Annotated in this window: 22 protein-coding genes; 12 read left to right on the top strand and 10 right to left on the bottom strand. The window is 65.4% G+C overall.

Annotated elements, in window-relative coordinates; genetic code table 11:
- The first annotated feature begins 70 nt into the window (after positions 1 to 70).
- From arsC to sppA, 4 genes are read left to right on the top strand one after another with little or no spacing between them, the layout of a single operon-like run.
- Positions 71 to 421 (top strand): arsenate reductase (glutaredoxin), encoded by a 351-nt coding sequence (arsC, locus tag ACNKU3_RS20120; RefSeq protein ID WP_418261365.1) that lies wholly within the window; start codon positions 71 to 73, stop codon positions 419 to 421.
- Positions 421 to 1,020: an NAD(P)H:quinone oxidoreductase gene (wrbA, locus tag ACNKU3_RS20115; RefSeq protein ID WP_418261364.1), complete on the top strand. Its 600-nt coding sequence runs from the start codon at positions 421 to 423 to the stop codon at positions 1,018 to 1,020. Before arsC ends, wrbA begins: the two co-directional genes overlap by 1 nt.
- The gene (locus ACNKU3_RS20110; protein WP_418261363.1) at positions 1,017 to 1,388 is read left to right on the top strand and encodes a DUF2069 domain-containing protein; all 372 of its coding nucleotides are present in this window, start codon (positions 1,017 to 1,019) and stop codon (positions 1,386 to 1,388) included. The genes wrbA and ACNKU3_RS20110 overlap by 4 nt, the downstream gene beginning before the upstream one ends.
- Positions 1,388 to 3,244, top strand: coding sequence for a signal peptide peptidase SppA (sppA, locus tag ACNKU3_RS20105; RefSeq protein WP_418261362.1), 1,857 nt, complete (start codon positions 1,388 to 1,390; stop codon positions 3,242 to 3,244). The genes ACNKU3_RS20110 and sppA overlap by 1 nt, the downstream gene beginning before the upstream one ends.
- Here the strand turns inward: sppA and ACNKU3_RS20100 are convergent.
- From ACNKU3_RS20100 to ACNKU3_RS20090, 3 genes are all read right to left on the bottom strand, one after another.
- Positions 3,238 to 6,366 carry an efflux RND transporter permease subunit gene (locus ACNKU3_RS20100; RefSeq protein WP_418261361.1) on the bottom strand — a complete coding sequence of 1,043 codons (3,129 nt, stop codon included), beginning with the start codon at positions 6,364 to 6,366 and terminating at the stop codon, positions 3,238 to 3,240. The genes sppA and ACNKU3_RS20100 overlap by 7 nt on opposite strands.
- A complete protein-coding gene (locus ACNKU3_RS20095) occupies positions 6,363 to 7,604 on the bottom strand; it encodes an efflux RND transporter periplasmic adaptor subunit (protein ID WP_418261360.1) in 1,242 nt (413 codons plus the stop codon). The genes ACNKU3_RS20100 and ACNKU3_RS20095 overlap by 4 nt, the downstream gene beginning before the upstream one ends.
- A 123-nt stretch (positions 7,605 to 7,727) precedes the next feature.
- Entirely contained in the window at positions 7,728 to 8,534 is an 807-nt protein-coding gene (locus ACNKU3_RS20090; protein WP_418261359.1) for a mechanosensitive ion channel family protein, read from the bottom strand.
- A gap of 221 nt (positions 8,535 to 8,755) precedes the next feature.
- Here ACNKU3_RS20090 and ACNKU3_RS20085 point away from each other — a divergent pair, with 221 nt between their 5' ends.
- On the top strand, positions 8,756 to 10,207 hold the full coding sequence (locus ACNKU3_RS20085; protein ID WP_418261415.1) for an FAD-dependent oxidoreductase: 1,452 nt from the start codon (positions 8,756 to 8,758) through the stop codon (positions 10,205 to 10,207).
- A complete protein-coding gene (locus tag ACNKU3_RS20080; protein ID WP_418261358.1) occupies positions 10,204 to 10,617 on the top strand; it encodes a c-type cytochrome in 414 nt (137 codons plus the stop codon). The genes ACNKU3_RS20085 and ACNKU3_RS20080 overlap by 4 nt, the downstream gene beginning before the upstream one ends.
- Here the strand turns inward: ACNKU3_RS20080 and ACNKU3_RS20075 are convergent.
- From ACNKU3_RS20075 to ACNKU3_RS20055, 5 genes are read right to left on the bottom strand one after another with little or no spacing between them, the layout of a single operon-like run.
- Positions 10,614 to 11,222 (bottom strand): PqiC family protein, encoded by a 609-nt coding sequence (locus tag ACNKU3_RS20075; RefSeq protein WP_418261357.1) that lies wholly within the window; start codon positions 11,220 to 11,222, stop codon positions 10,614 to 10,616. The genes ACNKU3_RS20080 and ACNKU3_RS20075 overlap by 4 nt on opposite strands.
- The gene (locus tag ACNKU3_RS20070) at positions 11,219 to 12,184 is read right to left on the bottom strand and encodes an MlaD family protein (RefSeq protein WP_418261356.1); all 966 of its coding nucleotides are present in this window, start codon (positions 12,182 to 12,184) and stop codon (positions 11,219 to 11,221) included. The genes ACNKU3_RS20075 and ACNKU3_RS20070 overlap by 4 nt, the downstream gene beginning before the upstream one ends.
- A complete protein-coding gene (locus tag ACNKU3_RS20065; protein ID WP_418261355.1) occupies positions 12,181 to 12,951 on the bottom strand; it encodes an ABC transporter ATP-binding protein in 771 nt (256 codons plus the stop codon). The genes ACNKU3_RS20070 and ACNKU3_RS20065 overlap by 4 nt, the downstream gene beginning before the upstream one ends.
- Entirely contained in the window at positions 12,951 to 14,084 is a 1,134-nt protein-coding gene (locus tag ACNKU3_RS20060) for an MlaE family ABC transporter permease (RefSeq protein ID WP_418261354.1), read from the bottom strand. Before ACNKU3_RS20060 ends, ACNKU3_RS20065 begins: the two co-directional genes overlap by 1 nt.
- Positions 14,085 to 14,141: 57 nt before the next feature.
- Positions 14,142 to 14,651 (bottom strand): DUF3806 domain-containing protein, encoded by a 510-nt coding sequence (locus ACNKU3_RS20055; protein ID WP_418261353.1) that lies wholly within the window; start codon positions 14,649 to 14,651, stop codon positions 14,142 to 14,144.
- A gap of 152 nt (positions 14,652 to 14,803) precedes the next feature.
- On the opposite strand from ACNKU3_RS20055, the gene dapA reads away from it, so the two are divergent.
- Genes dapA through ACNKU3_RS20040 form a run of 3 tightly spaced genes read left to right on the top strand, consistent with a single transcriptional unit; the run spans position 14,804 to position 17,489 of the window.
- A complete protein-coding gene (gene dapA / locus ACNKU3_RS20050) occupies positions 14,804 to 15,676 on the top strand; it encodes a 4-hydroxy-tetrahydrodipicolinate synthase (protein ID WP_418261352.1) in 873 nt (290 codons plus the stop codon).
- On the top strand, positions 15,673 to 16,722 hold the full coding sequence (gene bamC / locus ACNKU3_RS20045) for an outer membrane protein assembly factor BamC (protein ID WP_418261351.1): 1,050 nt from the start codon (positions 15,673 to 15,675) through the stop codon (positions 16,720 to 16,722). Before dapA ends, bamC begins: the two co-directional genes overlap by 4 nt.
- An 11-nt stretch (positions 16,723 to 16,733) precedes the next feature.
- On the top strand, positions 16,734 to 17,489 hold the full coding sequence (locus ACNKU3_RS20040) for an MBL fold metallo-hydrolase (protein ID WP_418261350.1): 756 nt from the start codon (positions 16,734 to 16,736) through the stop codon (positions 17,487 to 17,489).
- A gap of 25 nt (positions 17,490 to 17,514) precedes the next feature.
- On the opposite strand, the gene ACNKU3_RS20035 is transcribed toward ACNKU3_RS20040, so the two are convergent.
- Positions 17,515 to 18,381 (bottom strand): lysophospholipid acyltransferase family protein, encoded by an 867-nt coding sequence (locus ACNKU3_RS20035; RefSeq protein WP_418261349.1) that lies wholly within the window; start codon positions 18,379 to 18,381, stop codon positions 17,515 to 17,517.
- Between the two features lie 2 nt (positions 18,382 to 18,383).
- Positions 18,384 to 18,878 (bottom strand): hypothetical protein, encoded by a 495-nt coding sequence (locus ACNKU3_RS20030; RefSeq protein ID WP_418261348.1) that lies wholly within the window; start codon positions 18,876 to 18,878, stop codon positions 18,384 to 18,386.
- Positions 18,879 to 18,977: 99 nt separating this feature from the next.
- On the opposite strand from ACNKU3_RS20030, the gene ACNKU3_RS20025 reads away from it, so the two are divergent.
- Genes ACNKU3_RS20025 through ACNKU3_RS20015 form a run of 3 tightly spaced genes read left to right on the top strand, consistent with a single transcriptional unit; the run spans position 18,978 to position 21,914 of the window.
- Positions 18,978 to 20,294 (top strand): hypothetical protein, encoded by a 1,317-nt coding sequence (locus ACNKU3_RS20025; RefSeq protein WP_418261347.1) that lies wholly within the window; start codon positions 18,978 to 18,980, stop codon positions 20,292 to 20,294.
- 15 nt (positions 20,295 to 20,309) lie between these two features.
- On the top strand, positions 20,310 to 21,122 hold the full coding sequence (locus tag ACNKU3_RS20020) for a class I SAM-dependent methyltransferase (protein WP_418261346.1): 813 nt from the start codon (positions 20,310 to 20,312) through the stop codon (positions 21,120 to 21,122).
- A 45-nt stretch (positions 21,123 to 21,167) separates the two neighbouring features.
- Positions 21,168 to 21,914 (top strand): SDR family NAD(P)-dependent oxidoreductase, encoded by a 747-nt coding sequence (locus ACNKU3_RS20015; protein WP_418261345.1) that lies wholly within the window; start codon positions 21,168 to 21,170, stop codon positions 21,912 to 21,914.
- Positions 21,915 to 22,330: the final 416 nt, after the last annotated feature.

Genomic DNA, 22,330 nt, shown 5'->3' with positions numbered 1-22,330 from the left:
ATGAATGGTCCCGCCCCGGCACAGTCCCTTGTTATACTCGCGCCACCGAGAATTTGTCATGGAGTTTCACATGAGCGACTACACTATCTACCACAATCCCCGCTGCTCCAAATCCCGTGCGACACTGGCGCTGCTGGAGGAAAACGGCATCGCGCCGGAGATCGTGCTCTACCTCGAAACCCCACCCACCGCCGCCGAGATTCGCTCCCTGCTGGAGAAGCTCGACCTGCGCGCCGAACAACTGGTGCGTCGCGGAGAGGACGAGTACGAGCAGGCGGGGCTCGACAAAAGTTCCAGCGAGGACGCGCTGGTCGCGGCGATGGCCGAGTATCCCCGCCTGATCGAGCGCCCCATCGTGGTATGTGAGGACCGCGCGGTCCTCGGCCGCCCGCCGGAAAATGTGCTGGCGCTGATCGACTGATGTCAGCGCCCTTTATCCTGGTTCTCTATTACTCCCGCAACGGTACTACAGCGGAGATGGCCCGGCAGGTGGGCCGGGGGGTCGAACAGGTCGGTGGCATTGCGGCGCGCCTGCGCACGGTGCCGGCGATCTCCGCCAACTGTGAAAAGACTGAGGACGAAATCCCCGGGGAGGGTCCGTTGTATTGCGAGCTGGACGACCTGCGCGACTGTGCCGGCCTGGTGCTGGGCAGCCCGACTCGCTTCGGCAACATGGCGGCGCCGCTCAAGTACTTTATCGACCAGACCTCCGGACTGTGGATGAGCGGCGCCATGATCGACAAGCCCGCCGCGGTGTTCACCTCGACATCAAGCCTGCATGGCGGGCAGGAATCCACCCTGCTGAGCATGATGCTGCCCCTGCTGCACCACGGCATGCTCCTGCTCGGCCTGCCCTACAGCGAGCCCGGGCTGGCCGCGGCGACTTCCGGGGGGACGCCCTACGGCGCCTCGCACTGGGCGGGGCCGCAGAATGATCGCCCGGTGGATGCCGCTGAAGCGAAGCTCTGCCAGGCGCTGGGCCGCCGGGTGGCGGAACATGCGCTGCGGGGCCGCCGGTGAGTTCGCGTACCCGGCTGGCCCGCCTGTCCTGCTTTGCGGCTTTTATACTGCTGTGTCTGCAACAGTTCCTGGACATGGTCGCGGCAGGCGCGCCCTGGATCATCTGGCTGGCCGTCCTGCTGCCGCTGCTGATCCTCGTGCCGGGGATATTGCGTGATCGCCCGCGCAGTTTTATCTGGTTGTGCTTTGTCAGCCTGCTGTATTTCATGCGGCTGGTAGTGGACCTGTTTGCGAATCCGTCCAGTGCCCTGTACTGGACGGGCATGCTGGCGGTGGTAGTACTTTTTTGTGCAGCGATGCTGTATGTGCGCTGGCGTGCCAGGGATCTGCGCGACCTCGCTCCCGCGACTGTTAAGGAGAACATTTGATGAGTCACCCGTCGCCGGTTCGCCGGTTTTTTGCCGCGATCTGGAACGCCATTACCTGGCTGCGTATCGCTTCTGCCAACCTGCTGTTCCTGGCCCTGCTGGCTATACTCTACTTTGCCCTGGCCGACCGGGCGCCGGAGCCGCTGCCGGCCAAGGCGGCCCTGCTGCTGGACCTCAGCGGCTTTGTGGTCGACCAGAAAACCCCGGTGGACCCGCTGCAGATGCTGGGCGCAGCGAGCTCGGTTCCGCACGAGGTGCTGGTAAGGGACGTCACCGAGGCGATCGAAAAGGCCGCCGAAGACCCGGCGGTCCCGGCACTGGTGATGGAACTGGATTACCTGGTCCATGTCAGCATCTCCCATGTCCTGGAAATTGCCGACGCCCTCGAGGCATTCCGCGCCAGCGGCAAGCCGATCATCGCCGTGGGCGACTATTTCACCCAGCCGCAATACCTGCTGGCCAGCTATGCCGACGAGGTCATCCTGCATCCGCTGGGCACGGTGGGGATAGAAGGGTACGCGGTCTACCAGAATTACTACGCCGAGCTGCTGGAAAAAGTATCGGTCAACGTGCATGTGTTCCGCGGCGGCAAGTACAAGTCGCTCGCGGAGCCCTGGCTGCGCAACGACATGTCGCCGGTGGAGAAGGACCTTACCCGCGCCTGGCTGGACGACCTGTGGCGAGAATACACCGGGGTGGTCGAGGGCAATCGCAAGCTCGCTGGCGGCACCCTGAACAACTACGTCGAGGGCATGGCGCAGCGACTGAGCGCCGGCGATGGCGACCAGGCGAAGGATGCGCAGGCGATGGGTCTGGCGGACAGGCTGATGTCGCGCACCGAGGCCAACGACTATCTCGCCGACCTGGTGGGCGCCAGGAACGACGACGGGCTCTACGAGGCCGTGCCCTTCGAGGAGTACCTCTGGCACCGCAAAATCACCGGGCTGCCGCACACCGCGCCAGACCATATCGCGGTCATCACCGCACAGGGCAACATGTTGCCCGGTGAACAGCCGCCCGGAACGGTGGGCGGCGACAGTCTCGCCTGGCTGATCAACGACGCCATGAACGATGACAAGGTGAGGGCGATCGTGCTGCGGGTCAACTCCCCGGGCGGCAGCCTGTTTGCCGCGGAAGTGATTCGCGAGCAGGTGGAAGCGGCGCAGGAGGCGGGCCTGCCGGTGGTGGTGTCGATGGGGCCGATGGCGGCCTCCGGCGGCTATTACATCGCCGCGGGCGCCGACCAGATATGGGCCCTGCCGACCACCATAACCGGCAGCATCGGCGTGATCGCCGCGTTCCCCACTGTGGAGGAACTGTTGCAACGCGGCGGCATCCATACCGACGGGGTCGGCACCACCAGCCTCGCCGGTTCCCTGCGCCTCGATCGACCGCTGAACCCGCAACTCGCGCAATCGCTGCAGTCCGGTATCGACCACGCCTATGCCGTTTTCCGCGGCATTGTCGCGGAGGGCCGGGGCATGACCCTGGAGCAGGTCGATGCAGTGGCGGAGGGCCGCGTCTGGAGCGGCGCCGATGCGAAAGAGGTGGGCCTGGTCGACGCCCTGGGCGGACTGGATGACGCGATTGCCGCCGCGGCGGAACTCGCGGGTATTGACGATTACCAGGTGGATTACCTGGATGAAAGCCTGACGCCTTCCCAGCAGTTCCTGCAGCAGATGGCCGAGCGCTTGAGCGTCGAATCCCTCGGCCTCTCAACTACCGGCCGCTCCGACTCTGTCGCTGCGCTGGTCCGGCTGGCACAGCCGCTATTGAATATCGCCAGAGAGATCGAGGCCCTGCAGGACCCGCGGCACCTCTATGTGCGCTGCCTGCCCTGCGCGGCCTATCAGTAGGCCTCGAGGGCGGGGGCTTCCTCCTTGCGCCACCAGCGATGGAGGTCCTCGAGGATCAGGTAGAGCGCCGGGATCAACAGCAGGGTGATGATCGTGGCGAACACGATGCCGAAGGCCAGGGAGATGGCCATCGGAATCATCGACTCGGCCTGGGCGCTGCGCTCCAGCAGCATCGGCGCCAGACCGAGGAAGGTGGTCAGGGAGGTCAGCATGATGGCGCGGAAGCGTTTGCAGGCGGCTTCCACGATCGCCGCGTGCGGCGCGCTGCCGCCCTTGACGGCCTGGTTGACATAGTCGACGAGGATCAGGCTGTCATTGACCACCACCCCTGACAGTGCCACCAGCCCCATACCCGACATCATGCTCACCGGATAATCCAGCATCCAGTGGCCGAGTACCGCACCGATAATACCGAAAGGAATCACGCCCATGATGATCAACGGCTGCAGGTAGGAGGCCGTGGGAATGGCCAGCAGGGCGTAAATGCCGAACAGCGCCAGGCCGAAACCGACGACGAGGCTGATCACAAGGCGCGATTCCTCGCCGGCCAGTCCGGAGCGTTCCCACTTGAGCCCCGGGTATTTGCGCTGCAGTTCCGGCAGGAAGTTCCTGGCCAGGTCATCCAGCACCTTGTTCGGTTCGACGACATCGGTATCCGCCATCGCAGTGACTTCCGCGGCCCGTTGGAAATCGATGCGGGTCGACTTCAGCAGGCCGGGCTTGACCTCGACCTCCGCGACGGTGCTCAGTGGTACCTCGTCACCGCCCGGCGTGCGCACGAACATGTGCTCGAGACTGCCCACGCTTTCCCGGTCTTCGCGCGGATAGCGGACCATCACCTTGACCTCGTCGATATCGCGCTGGATGCGCTGGGCCTCGGCACCGTAGAAGGCGTTGCGCACCTGGCTGCCCAGTTGCATCCGGGTCAGGCCGAGGGCCTCGCCCTCGGGCAGCAGTTTGAAATGTATTTCGTCGCGGGATTCACTGCTGCCGTTGCGAATGTCATAGAGACCGTTGTAGTGATGCAGGTGCTCTTCCAGTTCCTCGGCGGCGGCGCGCAGCGTGGCGAAATTTTCGTGCTTCAGGTCAAAGGACACTGCGGGACCGAAATCGGGACCATCGGAGGTGCCGATGCCCAGCACGTCGGCGCCGTGAATGTTGCCGACCTCCTCGCGCCACAGGCGCTGGATCTCGTCGTTGGAAATGTTGCGCTGGTCCTGCCGGGTCAGTTCCACATCGATGCGCCCGTTGATGCGGTCGTAGACGTGGGCGGATATATGGCTGATGAATCCGGAATCCTCGCCGTGTTCGCGACGGTAGTCGCGATCAACGGCGTAGAGGCCGTCGATAAGTTTGCGAGTGGCATCGGTGGTGCTGTCTTCGGGACTGCTCTCGGACATACGCAATTCCGCGGACAGGTACTCCCCGGCGATATGCGGTGAGATGATAGTGCGCACGACACCGCCGCTGACCAGGCCGACGGCAACGATCAGCAGGCAGAGAAAACTCGCCAGCGTCACATAGCGGTTGTCGATACAGCGTTCCAGCGCGCGCCGGTAGGGGCCCTCGACAAAATTGCGCAGGCGTTCATTGACGCCTTCCTGCAGGTGGTCAACCTGCAGCAGCAGCCGGTTGCGGGTCGGCTTGCTGTGGGCGAGGTGGGCCGGCAGAATCCACTTCGACTCCACCAGGGAGAACGCCAGGCAGAGAATGACTACCCAGCCGCAGGCTGCCGGCATGGGGGCGAAGACGCCCTGTACGAACAGCGTGGGGGCAAAGGCGACGATGGTGGTCAGCACGCCAAAGGTGGCCGGTGTGGCTACCCGGTAGGCGCCGCGAATGACATTGTCCACGCTGTGGCCACTGGCTTCGGTTTCACTGTAGACCGACTCGCCGATGATGATGGCGTCGTCTACCACGATGCCCAGCACCAGGATAAAGCCGAAGATGCTGATCATGTTGAGGCTGGCGTGGATGTAGGGCGTGTTGATGGCGGCCATGGCACCCAGGAAGCAGACCGGTATTCCCAGCATCACCCAGAACGCCAGCTTGATTTCCAGGAACAGGGCGAGGGTGATGAAGACCAGCAGCGCACCGATGGCGAGATTCTTCACCATCATGTCCAGGCGCTCCTGCAGGTAGTAGGTGGAATCGGCCCAGATATCGACCACGGCCCCCTCGGGCAGGTGCGCGCGTTTGTCCTCCAGGTAGGCCTTGACCACGTCGGCGGTCTCGATGATGTCCTGGTCGCCAAGGCTGTAGACCTGCAATCCCAGCGAGGGCTGTGCGTCGAACTCGGAGAAGCCGCGCTCCTCGACGAAGTCGTCCTTGACCGTGGCGATGTCGCCGAGCATCAGGCGTGTGCCATCCGGCCAGGTTTTCAGGACGATGTTTTCGAAGGCCTGCTGGTCGTAGGCCTGGCCCACGGTGCGCAGCATGATTTCACCGTTGCGGGTCTTGACCGAGCCGGCCGGAAGGTCGATGGAGGAAGCGGCAATGGTGTTGGCGACGTCCTGCAGGGTGAGGTGGTACTCGCGCAGCAGTTGCTCGGAAATTTCCACGGCGATCTCGTAGTCGCGCTCGCCGGTAATCTCCACCCCGGAGACTTCGGGGAAGGTGAGGAGTTCGCGGCGCATGCTCTGCGCCAGCGATTTCATGCTGCGCGGGTCCTGGTTGCCGGAAAGCTGGATATTCAGCACCGGGAACATCACCTCCGGTTGGGTGATGACGGGTTTTTCCGCGGCTTCCGGAAACGTGCTGATACCGTCTATACGGTTCTGCACGTCGTTGTAGAGCTTGTCGATGGACACCCCTTCCAGGGGTTCGATGATGATCCGGGCCACGGACTCCAGCGCGTCCGCCTCCACCCGCTCGATCCCCTCGATGTCGTTGATGGCCTCCTCGATTTTCTCGACGATACCGCGCTCCACCTCTTCCGGCGCGGCGCCGGGGTAGGGGACGGTGATCCAGATCAGCTCGAAGTGGAAGGTCGGCATCATCGCCCGCTGGATGCTGAATGCGCTGCCCGCACCGACGGCGATGATGATCAGCATCATCAGGTTGGCGGCGACCGGGTTGCGGGCAAACCAGGCGATTATCCCGCTGGGCGTAGCGCTGCTCACGGCGTCACCCCGGCGGTAGCTTCCGGCGACAGGCCGGCCTTGGCCGGTCCACCGAGTTCATCGGTGGGGACAGAGGAATTGATGGTGACCTTGCTGCCCTCCAGGGAGTCGTCCAGCACGCTCAGCGAGACCCGTTCGCCGGGTTTGAGGCCGCTATTGACCAGCACGTAGTCGCCACCGGGGTTGAGGATGGAGATGTCCCGGTTGCGCAGGATGTCATCCCGGTCCACCACCCAGACGCGATTGCCGGCGCGCAGCACATGGCGCGGCAGCGCGATCACCTGGCTGAAAACCCGGCCCTGGATATTGGCGTTGACGAAGCTGCCGAGGCGCAGTGGGGGGCGGTCGGGGTGCCTGAGCGCGTAGGGATCATCGACCCGGGCGACGGCGTAGAGCACCCGGGAGCGCTCGTCGAATACCGCCTCGGTGCGGTGGACCGTCGCGGGCCAGTGTTGCAGCGCACCGGCGACGCTGGCGTACAGGTCCACCGGCACGGGGTTGGCGCCATCGTCCGCGACGCCCGGAAGGTTCAGGAATTCCAGCCTGCTCTGGGGAATCGGCAGGCGTACCTCGGCAACGCCCACGGAAAACAGGGCAGCGATCTGGTTGCCGGTAACCACGTACTGGCCGAGATCCACCTGCTTGTCGCGAATGACGGCATCGTAGGGCGCGCGGATGATGGTGCGCTCCAGTTGGTCGCGGGCGGTGTTGAGGTCGGCGGTGGCCGCGCGCTGTTGCGCCTTGGCCTGGTCCAGCTGCGGTTTGCGCAGGTAGAGTTCGCGGGCCTGCTGGGTGCGCTGGCTGTTGGCCGGCAGCTTCTCCCATTCGCGCTGGGCCACCTCGGCGCGACCCTCTTCCTGGATCAGTGCGCTCTGTGCGGTTTCCAGCGCGGCCTCGGCGCGCAGCAGCGCGGTCTGGTAGTCGCGGGGGTCGATGCGCACCAGCACTTCGCCCTCGGCGACGAAACCGCCGGCGTGGAATTTGTCACTGGTGGCGACGATACGCCCGGGAACTTCGGCAACCAGGGTGGTCTCGCGCAGGGCCTGCACGGTTCCCTGGGCCTGTACCTCGACCTGGCGGTCCTCGGCGACGGCGACAGCCACATCGACACTCACCGCGCGCTGTTCCGGTTCCGCGATTTGCGCCGGTGGTCGGTTCATGTACATGAGTGAAGCAGCGGCGAGTGCCGCTGCCAGCAGGAGCAGGGAAATGCGCAGTTGACGCTTGATCGGTACCACGGAAGAGCCCGGTGAAGGTAAAGCCCCCTTTATAGCACACGGGGCCCTTCGGGCAGCTTAAGATTTGTCAATTTACCGGAAATAGGCCGGGCGGGGTGCGCGCTGGCGCACCCCGGGAGCTGGTCAGCCCTCCTTGCCGAGGTGCACGTCCATCTGCGGGTAGGGAATGGTGATCCCCTCCTCGTCGAATTTCAGTTTCACGGCGGTGGTCGTGTCCCACAGCACCGCCCAGTAGTCAGCGGCATTGACCCACGGACGCACCAGGAAATTGACGCTGGAATCCGCCAGTTCGCCCAGCGCGACTACCGGCGCGGGCTCGGCGAGAATGCGCTCGTCCGCAGCGATGATTTCCTCCAGCAGTGCCTTGGCCTTGCGGATGTCGTCGTCGTAGGAAATGCCGAAGACCATGTCCACCCGGCGGGTCGGCAGGGCCGAGAAGTTGGTGATGTTGTTGCCGAGGATGGCGCCGTTGGGAACGATCACTTCGCGGTTGTCGGGGGTTCTCAATGTCGTGGTGAAGATGCTGATGTTGTCGACCACACCGCTGGCGCCGCCGGCCTCGACGAAATCACCCTTGGTGAAGGGGCGGAAAATGATCAGCAGTACACCGGCGGCGAAATTGCCCAGCGACCCCTGCAGGGAAAGGCCGATCGCGAGTCCGGCGGCGCCGAGCAGGGCGACCAGTGAGGTGGTGTCGATGCCGAGTTGGCTGAGGGCGGCGATAGCCACGAAAAGCAGCAGCACCCAGCGCAGGATGGAGCTGAGGAACTTGATGAGAATCTCGTCCATCGCCCTGGCGCGCATCATTTTTTCGACAAAGCCGACAATCATTTTGACCACGATGCGACCGACGTAGAATATGACCAGCGCGATCGCGATGCGGATGATCCACGGCAGTATCATGGTGCCCCAGAGGCTGCTTGCTTCCATAGGTAGTTCCCCGGATTGGTGGTTTGGAGTGCACTTGAGACAGCAGTATAGAACAGGGGTTTGGCAATTCAACCCGCGATGGATGTACGAGGCCGGGCAGGAAATGGCTTTTTTTAAAGCTTTTGAGCGCGGGGGGCAGTTGATCTGGTTACAATCGCTGGCGCGGGGGATGACACCTTGAATCGAAAGCAACGGACAGGGAAGAGCGGAGAGTGAGCGAGATGCGCAGGCGCCAGTTCCTCGCCGGCATCGGGGCCAGCGCGGTGGCGTCGACCGGCGTCGCGGGTCCCCTGTTGTCCCGCGCGGACGTCGGCAGCTGGGACATGGCGGCAGATGTCGTCGTAATTGGCGCGGGAGCCGCCGGTATCTGTGCAGCCATCGAGGCGCGCAGCGCTGGCGCCAGCGTGATGGTCCTGGAACTCATGCCGCGGCCCGGCGGCACCTCCGGCCTGTCCGATGGCGTCGTCTACGCCGGCGGAGGCACCTTTGCGCAGCGGGCGCTCGGCATCGAGGATTCCTCCCAAGCCATGTACCAGTCACTCGCCGCTGCGGTGTTTCCCTATCATCCCGATGCGCGCCTGCGGCTCTACTGTGAACACAGTGCCGGCCACCTCGACTGGCTGCGCGACCAGGGCGTGCCCTTTGCGGCGCAGCCACAGGCGGGCACCAGCCTGCGGCAGGTGGCCGGCGCGCCGGATATCCCGCGCGGGCATGTGCCGGATGCGCCTGCGGGCCTTGCGGGCCAGTACCTCATGCAGGGCCTGCTGGCCCGCTCGGGCAAGCTCGGCGCGCAGTTACTCACCCGTCTCGATGCCGAACAGCTGGTGGCGGAGGCGGATGGCCGCATCATTGGCGTCGTCGCCAATGCCGGTGGCCAGCGCACCAGCCTGCGCGCCCGGCGGGGGGTGGTGCTGGCCTGCGGCGGCTTCATCCAGCAGCGCGAGATGGTCAGGGCCTTCGCCCCGCGACTCCATGCATGTTCGACCCCCTGGGGTGCGGCGGGTGACCTCGGGCAGGGCATCCGCCTGGGTATCTCGGCGGGTGCCGCCGCCCTCGCAATGGACGAGGGTTTCTGTGCCATAGACCTGCGCGCCCTCGACCCGGCGCCCTCGGGCCTGCTGGTCAACGGCGCGGGCCAGCGATTCATCGCCGAGGACGCCTACGCCGGCGCGATTGGCCACGCGGTCGCGTTCGAACAGCGCGGTAGCGCGTGGCTGATCACCGACGCCGGCAGCGCCCTGCCGGAACGCCAGCAGAACTTTTTCCCGGTGGCAGAATCAACCAGCGTCGGCGGGCTGGCGGACCAGTTGGACCTGCCCCGAGGCGCCCTGCAACAGACGGTCGCCTACTACAATCGCTATGCCGCGCGCGGCGAGGATCCCCAATTCGGCAAGACCAAAGCCTTCCTGCGGCCCTTCCAGGGGCCGCCCTACCGGGCCTGGGAGGTCAGCGGGCCGCGCGCCGTCGTGCCGGCCTATACCCTGGGAGGGCTCGCCACCGATGTCGACGGCGCCGTACTCGACAGTATCGGCAAGCCGATTGAGGGTTTGTTCGCCGCGGGGCGAACAGCGGCGGGGTTTTCGGTCGCTGCCGCGGTGGTCGAGGGGCTCTCCCTCGGCGAGGCCAGTTTTTTTGGCCGGCGTGCCGGGGCCGGCGCGGTGCGATCAGCGTGAGGGGGCTGCCCGGCGCTTTTGCCCTGGCCCTGCTGGCGCTGTCATTGCGCGCGCCTGCGGGGGAGCTCGAGGACCGGATGCAGCTGGCGGATATCGACCGCGGCCGGGTGCTGTTCGGGAGCTGCCGCCTGTGCCATCGCATCGAGGCGGAGGAAGGTCACCGGGTGGGTCCGAATCTCAAGGGGGTCTTCGGTCGGGTCGTGGGCACCGTCCCCGACTACCCCGGCTATTCCCAGCGCTTCCGCCAGGCCGGTTTCGTCTGGACCCCGAAATTGATGTACGCCTGGCTCGAGGCGCCGATGGCGCAGTATCCGGATTCGACCATGCTGGTACCGGGAATCAGCGATCCCCAGGACCGCGCGGACGTCATCGCCTACCTGATGCGGGTCAGCGCGGTCGACCCGGATTAGTCCGCTGCGCCACTCGTCCCCGGCCGCGCGGCTTTGACAGCCTCGGCTATCTGTCGGCTGAGCTGGTACAGCAGGTCGCTGTAGGCGGCCGCCATCGCCCCCGCGTCGGCGTTTGCCGGCAGTGCCTGTTGGAATTGCGCGATCCGCCGCTCGAGCGCGCCATCACTGCCGGGACTCAGCAGCAGCCATTCGGCGATAAGGCGAGCCTCGCTGCTGTCCGCCTCCATTTCCAGTACCCGCAACTGCACCGCGAAGTCCGGCAGGCGCTTGGGATGCCAGGGGTATGAGCGCACGTCCTGGGTATCCAGCAGTCCGGCGAGGTTGATCGATATCACCCGGCTGATGCCGTTCTCCAGGGGTTCCGCCCAGCGTTCGGTACTGTCGATCTGCAGCCGGTTTTGCTCCCGGGTGATGACGAAGTTGTTGCGCTGCAGGTAGTTGGGCAGGGTGACGGGGCCGACGCCGATGGACAGGTCGCCAGTGCTGGCTGGCGGGACTTCCCGGGCGCGGAGAATGTAATGCTGGCTGGGCGCTGTGCTGCAGGCGGCGACCAGGCCGAGCAGCAGGGCGGCCAGGCTGAGCCGGCTGGCCATGGCGATATTCAATTTTCCTTGCTCCTTCCGCGGATCAGGGCTTCGGGTTGCTCTTCCAGGGTACGGCTCAGCTGTTGCAGGCTGCGGCCGGCTTCCGCGAACTCCCTGAGGGCGCGGTTCAGCTGGTAGACGGTGTCTGAATCGTAGTCCACGAGCCCTTCGAACTCGCGCATCCCGGATTCGAAGGCGGCGATCGACTGCTGCAGCTGCTGCAGGTTCTGCCGGGTGAGTTCGGCCAGTTGGGGCAGCTCGTCGTTGGCCAGGTTAATCGTACTGTCGGCGTTGTCGAGCAGTTGGTCGAGTTTGCCGCCGCTGCTGGCGAGCTGCGCCTCCAGGCTGCCGCTGAGGCCCTGGATCGATGCGAGCGCATCGCGCAACTGGGTGGGCAAGTGCTGGAAATCCTCGTTGCCGACAAACGCCGCCACGCCGGTGGCGATGGTCTCGAGGTCGGAGGCCATCTTGACCAGGTCCAGGGATTCCAGTTCCCGGGTCAGCAGTTCGAGGCCGGTGGGAATCGTGGGAATCTGCAGGTAGGGAGTATCGATGTCCACGTAGTTCGGCGTGCTCTCCGGGTGGAAATCCAGCTGGATATAGAGCAGTCCGGTGAGCAGGCTCTGGGTATTGAGCTGCGCGCGCATGCCGCGGGCGATCAGTTCTTCGGTGAGGTTCTCGGTATGGGTGCCGGTGCGGCGGATATTGTCGCCGCGCACGTCGGCTTCCACCAGCATGATCAGCTCGGAAGTCTCCGAATCGAGGATCAGCTCTATGTTGGTGACCTGGCCCACCTGGACGCCGCGCAGGGCGACCGGAGCGCCGATGTTAAGGCCCTTGACGGAACCCTCGAACACCATGACCACCTTTCTGCGCTCGCTGCCGAAACCGGTGCCGAGGGCAAAGATCACCGCGGTAACCGCTATCAGCAGGGCGCCTACTACGAAGATGCCGATGGCGACGGTGCGGGGTTTTTCACTCATGCCTGTTCCTCGATGGGCGTGCCGGATTCCCTCGCCAGGAATTGTCGCACAACTGGCTGGTCGCTGTGATCCCGCAATTCCCTGGGATCGCCGTAGGCGATCATGGTTTTGGTTGCGGCATCGAGGTAGACCGAGTTGGTTGCGATGCCGAAGATGCTCGGCAATTCATGGGTGACCATCACCACGGTCGCCCCCGTGGACTGTTGCAACTGGACGATCAGCTCATCCAGCAGCCGCGAACTGATCGGGTCGAGCCCCGCGGAAGGTTCGTCGAAAAACAGGATCTCCGGGTCGAGTGCGATGGCGCGGGCGAGGGCGGCGCGCTTGCGCATGCCGCCGCTGATCTCTGATGGGTAATAGTCCTGGTAGCCGGATAGCCCGACCAGGGCCAGCTTGTAGTCGATGATGTCCGCCTGTTCGGTTTTGCTGTAACGGGTGTACAGCTGCAGGGGCAGGGCGATGTTCTCCGCCAGGGTCATGGCGGTGAACAGGCCGCCGGACTGGTAGGTGATACCCCAGCTACGGCGCATGGTGTCGCGGGCTTCCGGGTCGGCGTGGACAAAGCTCTCTCCGCTGTAGAGGATGTCCCCGGTGGCGGGTTCGATCAGCCCCAGCAGGTGCCGCAGCAGGGTGCTCTTGCCGCAGCCGCTGCCGCCCATGATGACGAAGATATCGCCGCGGTTGATGGCGAAGTTCAGGTCGCGCTGGATCACGCGGCTGCCGTAGGCCATGCACAGGTCGCGTATTTCTATGTGCGCTTCGCTCATCAGATATCCAGGATCTGGAAGATAATGTTGAACGCGGCGTCGGCGATGATCAGGTAGACGATGGCGGTGACCACGGCTTCGGTGGTGGCCTGTCCAACCGCTGCGGAACTGCGCCCGCTGTCCATGCCCGAACGGCACCCGGCGATGGCGATCAGCAGGCCGAAGACAACGCTCTTGGTCAGGCCGACGTTGAGGTGCACCAGCGACAGCGCGGACTGGCCCTCGTGGATATACATGAGCGGCGTGATGCCCATGCCGCCGGCGACGATGCCGCCGCCGATGATGCCGAGCAGGCTGGCGTACACGGTGAGCAGCGGCATCATCACCATCAGGGCGAGCACCCGCGGCAGTACGTGGAATTCCACGGGCGAGATGCCCATGGTGACCACGGCGTCGATCTCGTCGTTGGCCTGCATGGTGCCCAGCTGCGCCGCGTAGGCGGCGCCGGTGCGGCCGGCCATGACCACCGCTGTCATCAGTACCCCCATTTCCCGCAGGGTGCCGATGACCACCAGGTCGGCGACGTAGATTTCCGCGCCGAACTGGCGCAGCTGTACCGCCCCCAGGTAGGCGAGGATCATGCCCACCAGTATGCTGGTCAGGCTGATGATGGCGAAGGCGTCGGGACCCGCCTGGTAGCAGCAGTCGCGGAAGTCGCTGAAGCGGGTGTTCGCCCGTCCGGTCGCCAGGCGTCCCAGGGCGATAGACAGTTCGCCGATGAAGGCCAGGGATGCGCGCCCGCGGGCGACGAACTCCCGCGCCCCCGCCCCGACGTCGAGGCGCCGGTACCAGGGTTGGCGCGGTGCAGCCGGCGCCCGGTGCGGCGGGACGGCGGTGGCCACCGACAGCAGGTGGGCCACGGTGTCGGGCAGGTCGCGGTGGCGGAATTCGATTCCGAGGTCACGGCAGTGGTTGTAGCACTGCAGCAGGAAGGCCATCAGCAGCGAGTCCCACTGTCCCAGCTCGCGGCCGCAGACCAGCAGTTCGCCGGCCCCGAGGCCGGCCAGGTCACGCTCCAGGTCGCGGAAATCCGGCCGTTGGCCGGCGCCCTCTACCCAGTCTCCGGAGATCAGCAACCGGAGGCTGTCGCGATCCTCGGTGAGCAGCTCAAATCCGGGGGGTGCCTGGCTCATTCAGCTGCGGCGTCCGCAACGGGTAAATTCCGGCTCAAAGCGTTCACCAGTGTCGCGCTACGGTGCGGTAAAGGGCTTGGCGGGCAGGGCCTTGCGGGTGTCCTGTGCCACGTCGGTGTAGATCTCCGCCACCGGGGTGAGGTTGCCGACCTCGCGCCGGCGCGAAATCATGGTCACCGGGAACAGGTAGATATCGCTGTCCAGGTAGCGCAGGGCGTGGCTGCGCCCCAGCTTGTCGCGGTAGACCACCCAGTGCATCCCGAGGTCCGCGGCCAGCAGATCGCCGAGAATGACCCCCATGGCCTGTAACTGGCGGGCCTGGTCGTTGCGGACCAGGCGCTCGTCGAGCACCCGCTGCAGCAGGGCGATGTCGCGCTCCCGGTCACCGCTGATCCGGGCGCCGTAATTGCTGGCGACGATATCCTCTATAGAGGCGCGCTGGTTGTTCAGGTACTGTCGGTCGATCGCCGTGAGGTCCTCGATGACCGGTTCATCGGCCCGGGTCGCGAGAGGGAGCAGGTAGAGCACTGCCAGCAGGACGAGTATCGGGTTATGCCGTGGGTTCATAGCAACTTTGTACAGCTTCAACACCGCAAGCATAGCAGGGTGGGGGCAATTTCGCCCGGGCCGGTTGTGTTCCGTACACTGGCATGGATAATTGCCATCTTTCCCCGGGAAGGGCGCTGCCTTTCGCGGGCGGCCTTTTTTGGAGAATCTGGATGATAACCGGCAGCATCGTCGCCCTGGTCACCCCCATGAACCCCGACGGCAGCGTCGACTGGGCAGCGCTGGAGCGCCTGCTCGACATGCACCTGACCGCGGGTACTGCGGCCATCGGCGCGGTCGGCACCACTGGCGAGAGCGCCACCCTCAGTGTTCCCGAGCACTGCGAGGTCATCAAGTACTGTGTCGACTACATGGCGGGCCGGATCCCGATTCTTGCCGGCACCGGCGCCAACGCCACCTGGGAGGCCATCGAGCTGACCCGTGCCGCGGCCGCTGCCGGCGCCGACGCCTGCCTGCTGGTCACCCCCTATTACAATCGCCCGACCCAGCGCGGTCTCTACGAGCACTTCAAGGCCGTGGCCGAAGCTGTGGATGTTCCCCAGGTGCTCTATAACGTGCCCGGCCGCACCGCGGTGGACATGCTCAACGAGACGGTGCTGCAACTGGCGGACATTCCCAATATCGTCGGCATCAAGGACGCCACCGGGGACATACCCCGTGCCCGCGACCTGATCGCCCGCTGCCCCGGGGACTTCGCGATCTATTCCGGCGACGACGCCACCGCCATGGAGCTGATCCTGGCCGGCGGCCACGGCAATATCTCGGTCACCGCCAATGTCCTGCCGGAGATGGTTGTCGAGCTGTGCCGCCTGGCGCTGGCCGGTGACCGCGAAGGGGCCAGCGCCGTCAATGCGCGCCTCGCCGCGCTCAACCGCGCACTGTTCCTGGAAGCCAACCCCATTCCAGTGAAATGGGCGCTGGCCCACGAGGGCATCATCGGTCCGGGCATCCGCCTGCCGCTGACCCCCCTGGACGAAAAATTCCATGCCGAGGTCATTGCGGCCCTCGAGGTAGCACGCACATGAACCTGAAGAACTGGCGCACACTCGCCGTCGCCCTCGCCGCGACCCATCTCACCGCCTGCGGTTACCTGTTCGGCGACGGCGGCATGTTCCGCGACCAGTCCGAGGACTACAAGCGGGCGCCGGAGATGGCCGAGATCACCCTGCCCGAGGGCATGCGCAGCGACGCGTTGCAGGACATCTACCCGGTGCCGCCGGTCGGCAGCGGTGTCATCGCCCCGGGAGAGTTCGAGGTGCCGCGGCCCACGCCACTGGTGGCTGGCGCCGAGGAACAGACAGTCCGCATCCAGCGCCTGGGCGACGAGAGCTGGGCCCTGATCGAGGAGGCGCCCGGCCAGGTGTGGCCGCAGGTGCGCAGCTTCCTCGCCAGCGCCGGGATCAACGTCATGCGGGTGGACGCCTCCGCTGGGGTCATGGAAACCGACTGGCTGTCGCTGGAAGCGGCTTCCATGTCCAGCCGCTTCCGCATGCGCATCGACCAGGGTGTCCAGCGCGGCACCAGTGAGCTGCACGTGCTGCAGCAGAACCGGGCCGGCGATACCGCCAACTGGCCGGATACCTCCGATAACCCGGCGCAGGAAAACGAGATGCTGCAGTCCCTCGCGCAGTACATCGCGGACAGCGCCGGCAACGCCCCGGTGTCGATGATCGCCGAGCAGGCAATCAGTGCCGAGGGGCGTATCTCCCTGCAGAAGGACAGCGGCGGCACTCCCTACATCCAGCTGGCGCTGCCCTTCGACCGTGCCTGGGCCTCGGTGGGCCTGGGCCTGGAGAAATCCGATTTCGAGATTACCGACCGCGACCGCAGCCAGGGTATCTATTACCTGAAATTCCTCGGCCCGGAGGCCGGCGAAGAGGGCGGCTGGTTCGACTGGCTGTGGGGCGATGACGACAGCTACCCGCATGTCGGCGACGCCTTTACCGCCAATATGCGGGAGATCGACCCGACCCTGATCGCCATCTACCTGCGCCTGCAGGACGCCGACGAGCCCATCGATGAGGGTGAGCTGCAGGCACTGCTCAACCTGATCAAGGGCAACATCAACTAAGCTGCCGGCCCGTGCGCTTCGCCTCACTCGGCTCCGGCAGCAAGGGCAACGCCACCCTGGTGCAGGCGGGCGACACCCTGGTCATGGTGGATTGCGGGTTTTCCCTGCGCGAAACCACGCGCCGCATGCAGCGCCTGGGAGTCGAGCCGGAGCAACTGAGCGCGGTGCTGGTTACCCACGAGCACTCCGATCACAGTGCCGGGGTAGCCCGGCTGTCGAAGCGCCACGGCATACCGGTCTATCTCACCCACGGCACCGCCGCCAGCGGGCGCTGCGACGGCAGTCATGACCTGACCTGCATCAACGGCGACGACAGCATGCAGATCGGTGAGCTGGCGGTGCGGGCCGTGGCGGTACCCCACGACGCGCGCGAACCCTGCCAGTTTCGCTTCAGCTGGTCGGGGCGCGAGCTCGGCCTGCTGACCGATCTCGGCTGTATCACGCCCCATGTCATCGAACAGTATCGCGACTGCCACAGCCTGCTGCTGGAATTCAACCACGACAGCGGGATGTTGCAGGACGGGCCCTATCCCCCGTCCCTGAAACGCCGGGTCGGCGGCGACTGGGGTCACCTGAATAATCGCCAGGCAGTGGAATTCCTGCGCAACATCAACGCCGGCGGGCTGAACCACCTGGTGGTGGCCCATATCAGTGAACAGAACAACTGTCGCGATCGGGCGCAATCGGCGCTCGGCGAAGTCCTGGCGGAGACAGTGAATCTGGTGTGGGCGGACCAGGCTGAGGGCTTCGGCTGGCTGGGTGTCTGACGCGCCGCTGCGGGCGCGGCCGGGTTCAGCTATCGGCGTCGGTCCCTTCGACCGGCCGCTGGCGCTTCCAGCGGCGGTTGCTCCACAACCAGCTCTGCGGTTCCGCGGCAATCGCCGCCTCGGCCAGCTGGACATAGCGGTCGGTAATCGTGTGCCCCTCCGCCTCGTAGGGCGGGCTGGCGAGCTCTTTGAACTCCACCGTATAGAACCCCCTGCGCAGGCGCCGGCACTGGGCGAACAGGACCGGAAAGCCGGTCGCCCTGGCGATGGTCTCGGCGCCGAGGTAGAAGCGCGCGTCCTGATGCAGGAAGCGGGTCCAGTAACCGCGTTCGCGGTTGGTGGGGGACTGGTCGGCCACCATCACGAACAGGCGGAATTCCCGGCGCCGGCGCAGGATATCCCGCGGCGCCTCCGCCATGGCCAGGGGCCGCGAACCAAACTGCCCGCGGATCTCGTGGACCAGGGCGTCGACTGTCGGGTTATGCAGGGGCTTGTAGACCGGGTCCACCGGAACGCCGAGGCCGACGGTGGTGCCGTGGAGCATCCACTCCCAGTTGCCCTGGTGAATCGTGACGACGATCGCCGAGCGGGTGAAACCGGCGGTGGCACGTTCCACCACCTCCGGATTGAGCAGCCGGGAGCGCTGCAGGAAGTCCTCCGGACGCATGCGGCGCGCCTTGAGGATTTCCAGCGCGGTCTGGCACAGCTGCAGGTAAAACGCCTTCTCGATCCGTTTGCGCTCGGCGGCGGTCTTTTCCGGCAGGCCCCGGGTCAGGTTTTGCGCGACCACCGCGCGGCGGTAGCGGGCGAGGTGGTAGACGGCGCCGTAGCCCAGCCAGGCCAGTGCGTAGAGCAGGGGGAAGGGCAGCCAGGCTACCAGCCGGTAGAGCATGCTCAGTCGCAGTGTTGCGGCAGGCTGAGGTCCACCACGCGGAACAGGTCCTGGGGGCGCGGGCAGTGCAGGCCGCTGTTGCCGCGCAGGTCGACGATGCGCAGCGACAGCAGGTCGTAGAGTGGCAGGGCCTCCTTGACCTGGTTGTTCGGCGCCTCCAGTGCTTCCAGCGAGGACAGCGTGGCGAGCGGTGCCAGGGAGGTGATCTGGTTGTCGCCCAGACGCAGGCGGCGCAGCCCGGTAAACACCCCGATGCCGGTCAGTTCGCTCACCCCGGCGTCACTGCAATCCAGCTCCTGCAGTTCGACGGCATTGGCGACCTTGTAGTAGTTGATGGCTTTTTTGACACAGGCCTCGAGCGCTGTGTCGGGTATCGCGTAGGCCTTGAACAGGGGCAGCGGGGTATACACGGTGCGATCATTGACGGTGAGGTCGTACTGGCCGCAGGCGCTGAGCCACAGGCCTGCGAGCGCGCCCATCAAAAACCTGAATTGCATTATTTTCATCCCTGTTCCGGTCGCCGATGGATTTCGGCATAGCCGCCGTGCCTGTGGCTCCCTATAATACTACCCGGAGTGCTGTGAGCGGGAGGCCCGATGTCGGATTCCGACCAAAGACTGCCCACGGATGGCGTTGCAGGCACAGGCGGCCCGATATCCATCGTCCAGCGGGGCAACCTGAAAACGCTGGAACAGACCCTGCGCAAGCAGTGGCGTCTGGGCCAGAACATCGTGCTGTGCTGGAGCGCCGATCCGCGCGGCCTGCTGGTCATTTTCGTGCCGCACTATTTCCTCGGTAACTACTGTGCCGACGATGCCGAGCATCGCGGCAACGAGCAGTACATCCGCGAACTGGTTTCCGGTGGCCGGCGCATGCAGCGCGACGAACTGTTCGCGGTCAGCGAACGCCTCGGCGTCGCGCCGACCTTTATCAAGCTCAGTACGGCCCTTGTCGAGGAAGCCCGCCTGCTGGCGGAAGTAGACCAGCTTATCCGCCGCTATGGCATCAGCTACGTCGATGAACGGGCGGTCCTGCTGTTCGACATCGTCGAGTTTTCCCTGTTCACGCCCTTTGAGCAGGCCAGCCAGCTCAACAGCCTGTCCTATTCGCTCAACTCCGCCTACAACAAACTGCTGGATCGCGGCATCGAGATCAATTTCGCCCGCACCACCACCGGCGACGGCTACTACGTCTGGAACCGTCGGGTCAGCGCCGAGGCGGATATCCACCTGTTCTACTTCATGGTGCTGGTGATTGCCGACAACGCCGTGGCCCGGGCCCAGTCGCGCGGCAACACGGTGCCGGTGATCCGCACCGGTTTCCACATCGGCGGCCACTACGAGCTGTACCAGGCGGAGGGTGTAAACCCCACCGTATTCAGTTACATCGTGGGCGACGTGACTATCGAGCTGGCGCGCATGGTGGATATCGCCAAGGCCAGCCAGGTACTGGTCGGCGAGTTCACCACCCCGGGCAGCGGCGCCGTGCGGGCGCTCAACTCGATGACCAGCGACGCCTTCGTCGCCGCCTGCAGCCAGGGGCTCGAGGTGCTGGTCGGCACCCAGCTTTCCGGCAAAACCGTGCTGGCCGTGCACTGCGCGCTGACCTGCCAGCGCAACGATGCCGGGGAGAGCGTGCCGCGCCGGTTTCGGGTGGTGGACAAACACGGCATCAACCACATGGTTTATAACCTCGAGCTGGAAATCGAGCTGGAGGGCGAACAGAAGCTGCGGCTGGGACTGGACGGCGGTGCCCTGCCGGGCGCGCGAGACGGCGAAGCAGTAGCTGCGGTGGTCGGCGAGATTCCCGGCGACAGCGCCGAGCCGGCGCCCGCGGCGCCCGCCGAGGAGATGTTCGACGATCTCGCCAACCTCCTGCAGCGCCGTCGCTCCGGTCGCATTGCCGAAGACTGACAAGCGGTAGCTTCCTTGCCTGACGCCATGCCGGACCCGGCACCCATTGCCATCTGTGCCCTGCAAGCCGAACTGGAGGCGCAGGCCGCGCATCTCGCCGCGCAACTGGGCCTGCCGCAGCTGCCCACCGCCACGCATGCAAAAAATTGCAAGGCAGCCCGGGCGCTGTTGCTGCTGGGCCCTTCCTCGCTGTCGCTGCAACTCACCGGCAGTCCGGCGCCCGGTCCGGTGACGGTGGATTTCGGCGCCGCCGGCATGCGCCACCGGCGCAGCGGCGGCCACAACGAATTGCTCGGGCGGGCTATCGGGGTGCATAAAAAGCCCGCGCTGCGCGTGCTCGACGCCACGGCGGGGCTGGGCCGGGACGCATTTGTCCTCGCGGATCTCGGCGCCCGGGTAGAGCTTTGTGAACGCAATCCGGTCATTGCGGCGCTGCTGCGCAGCGGCCTGCAGGCAGCGGGTGAGCAGGGTGACCCCTGGCTGGGCGCAGTGACCGCGCGTATGCAATTGCGCGAGGTCGACGCCCGGTCCCTGCCCGTGGAGGCGCTGGAAGGCATCGACGTGATCTACCTGGACCCGATGTTTCCCCAGCGCGACAAACACGCCGCGGTCAAAAAGGAGATGACGCTGTTCCAGTTGCTGCTCGGCAGTGGCGATGACAGCGGCGACTCCCTGCTGGCGTGGGCCCTGCAGCAAGCCGTGGCGCGGGTGGTGGTCAAGCGGCCGCGCAAGGCACCGCCGCTCGGTGGCCGCAAACCCTCCCACCTGCTGAGTGGAAAGTCGGTACGTTTCGATGTGTATACACTGGGCAGTTTCGCTGAAGAGTGATCCACGACCCGGCCCGTTCCAAAGCGGTTAACAGGAAGACACTGTATGAGTGATGATATTGCCCTGGTCACGGGGGCGTCCTCGGGGCTGGGAGAAGCTTTCTGTCGCGCCCTGGCGTCGCGCTGCAAGCGCATTATCGCGGTAGCCCGGCGCGGCGCAGCGCTGGAAGCGCTGGCCGCAGAACTGGCAGGGGAGGTCGAGGTGATACCAGTCGTGGCCGACCTCGCCAGTATCGAGGGCAACGCCCGGACGCTGGAGGCCCTGCGCCAGCGCGGCCCGGTGTCGATCCTCGTCAACAACGCCGGTTTCGGCGCTCTCGGCCCCTTTGCCGAATCGGCAATCACCGCGCAGCAGGCGATGGTGAGCGTGCATATCGACGCGACCATCAACCTGTGTCGCGCCGCGCTGCCTTTCATGCGTGAGCAGGGTGGTGGCTATATTATCAACGTGGGATCGGTGCTTGCCCTGGCGCCGCTGCCGGGGACGGCGGTCTATTCAGCCACCAAGGCCTTCCTGGCCAATTTCTCCGCGGTACTGCAGGAAGAGGAACGACCCCACGGTATCCGGGTGCAGTGCCTGTGCCCCGGCCTGACCCGCACCGGCTTTCACGAGGCGGAGGGCTTCAGCGGTTCCGGCCCCGGGGAATTTCCCGAGGCCATGTGGATGCAGCCGGATGCGGTGGTGGCCCACAGCCTGGCGGCGCTGGCACACGAAGAGGTGATCGTGGTACCCGGTGAGGTCAACCAGCAGATGGCCCGGGAGGCCCTGCAGCGCCAGCTGGACCTCGTTTAACTCATTTGTTCTTCTGCATCGTTGTTGACGGCCTGGCGGCCGCGGCATCGGCGCCGGGTGGTGCATGTCTTTTGCTCCATTGCGGGCGCTTGCGGCGCGTTGGCCTGTGGGTGCCCGGATTTGCCGCGTGGCTGCCGGGTTTTGAATCCGGTTTGAGATTACATGCTACCTGGCTGCACGGTAGCTGGTGTGGTGGGTTGGCGCATCGCGTTGCGGTGGCGGTTCCGCTTGGGGATCGAGTTCGCACCGACGCCCTCCAGGTCCGCAAAAGACATGCACCACCCGACGCCAATGCGGGTGCCAATCGAGGGCTGAAGGAGCTACGCCCGGCCTGTTTGTGGGGTCTCGTATCGAGCCAAGATTCGACGCGGTTGTTTGGAGCCCGGAATCCGGAACCGGGAATCTGGAATCTGGAG

It is taken from the genome of Haliea sp. E17, from assembly GCF_048323675.1.
Lineage (GTDB): Bacteria > Pseudomonadota > Gammaproteobacteria > Pseudomonadales > Halieaceae > Mangrovimicrobium.
This window is presented reverse-complemented; position numbering and strand designations above follow the sequence as displayed.

Excerpts from the sequence above, each read along its gene's own strand:
- arsC (WP_418261365.1), top strand. The coding sequence starts at position 71 with ATGAGCGACTACACTATCTACCACAATCCCCGCTGCTCCAAATCCCGT.
- wrbA (WP_418261364.1), top strand. The coding sequence starts at position 421 with ATGTCAGCGCCCTTTATCCTGGTTCTCTATTACTCCCGCAACGGTACT.
- sppA (WP_418261362.1), top strand. The coding sequence starts at position 1,388 with ATGAGTCACCCGTCGCCGGTTCGCCGGTTTTTTGCCGCGATCTGGAAC.
- ACNKU3_RS20090 (WP_418261359.1), bottom strand. The coding sequence starts at position 8,534 with ATGGAAGCAAGCAGCCTCTGGGGCACCATGATACTGCCGTGGATCATC.
- ACNKU3_RS20085 (WP_418261415.1), top strand. The coding sequence starts at position 8,756 with ATGCGCAGGCGCCAGTTCCTCGCCGGCATCGGGGCCAGCGCGGTGGCG.
- ACNKU3_RS20070 (WP_418261356.1), bottom strand. The coding sequence starts at position 12,184 with ATGAGTGAAAAACCCCGCACCGTCGCCATCGGCATCTTCGTAGTAGGC.
- ACNKU3_RS20065 (WP_418261355.1), bottom strand. The coding sequence starts at position 12,951 with ATGAGCGAAGCGCACATAGAAATACGCGACCTGTGCATGGCCTACGGC.
- ACNKU3_RS20060 (WP_418261354.1), bottom strand. The coding sequence starts at position 14,084 with ATGAGCCAGGCACCCCCCGGATTTGAGCTGCTCACCGAGGATCGCGAC.
- ACNKU3_RS20055 (WP_418261353.1), bottom strand. The coding sequence starts at position 14,651 with ATGAACCCACGGCATAACCCGATACTCGTCCTGCTGGCAGTGCTCTAC.
- dapA (WP_418261352.1), top strand. The coding sequence starts at position 14,804 with ATGATAACCGGCAGCATCGTCGCCCTGGTCACCCCCATGAACCCCGAC.
- bamC (WP_418261351.1), top strand. The coding sequence starts at position 15,673 with ATGAACCTGAAGAACTGGCGCACACTCGCCGTCGCCCTCGCCGCGACC.
- ACNKU3_RS20035 (WP_418261349.1), bottom strand. The coding sequence starts at position 18,381 with ATGCTCTACCGGCTGGTAGCCTGGCTGCCCTTCCCCCTGCTCTACGCA.
- ACNKU3_RS20030 (WP_418261348.1), bottom strand. The coding sequence starts at position 18,878 with ATGCAATTCAGGTTTTTGATGGGCGCGCTCGCAGGCCTGTGGCTCAGC.
- ACNKU3_RS20025 (WP_418261347.1), top strand. The coding sequence starts at position 18,978 with ATGTCGGATTCCGACCAAAGACTGCCCACGGATGGCGTTGCAGGCACA.
- ACNKU3_RS20015 (WP_418261345.1), top strand. The coding sequence starts at position 21,168 with ATGAGTGATGATATTGCCCTGGTCACGGGGGCGTCCTCGGGGCTGGGA.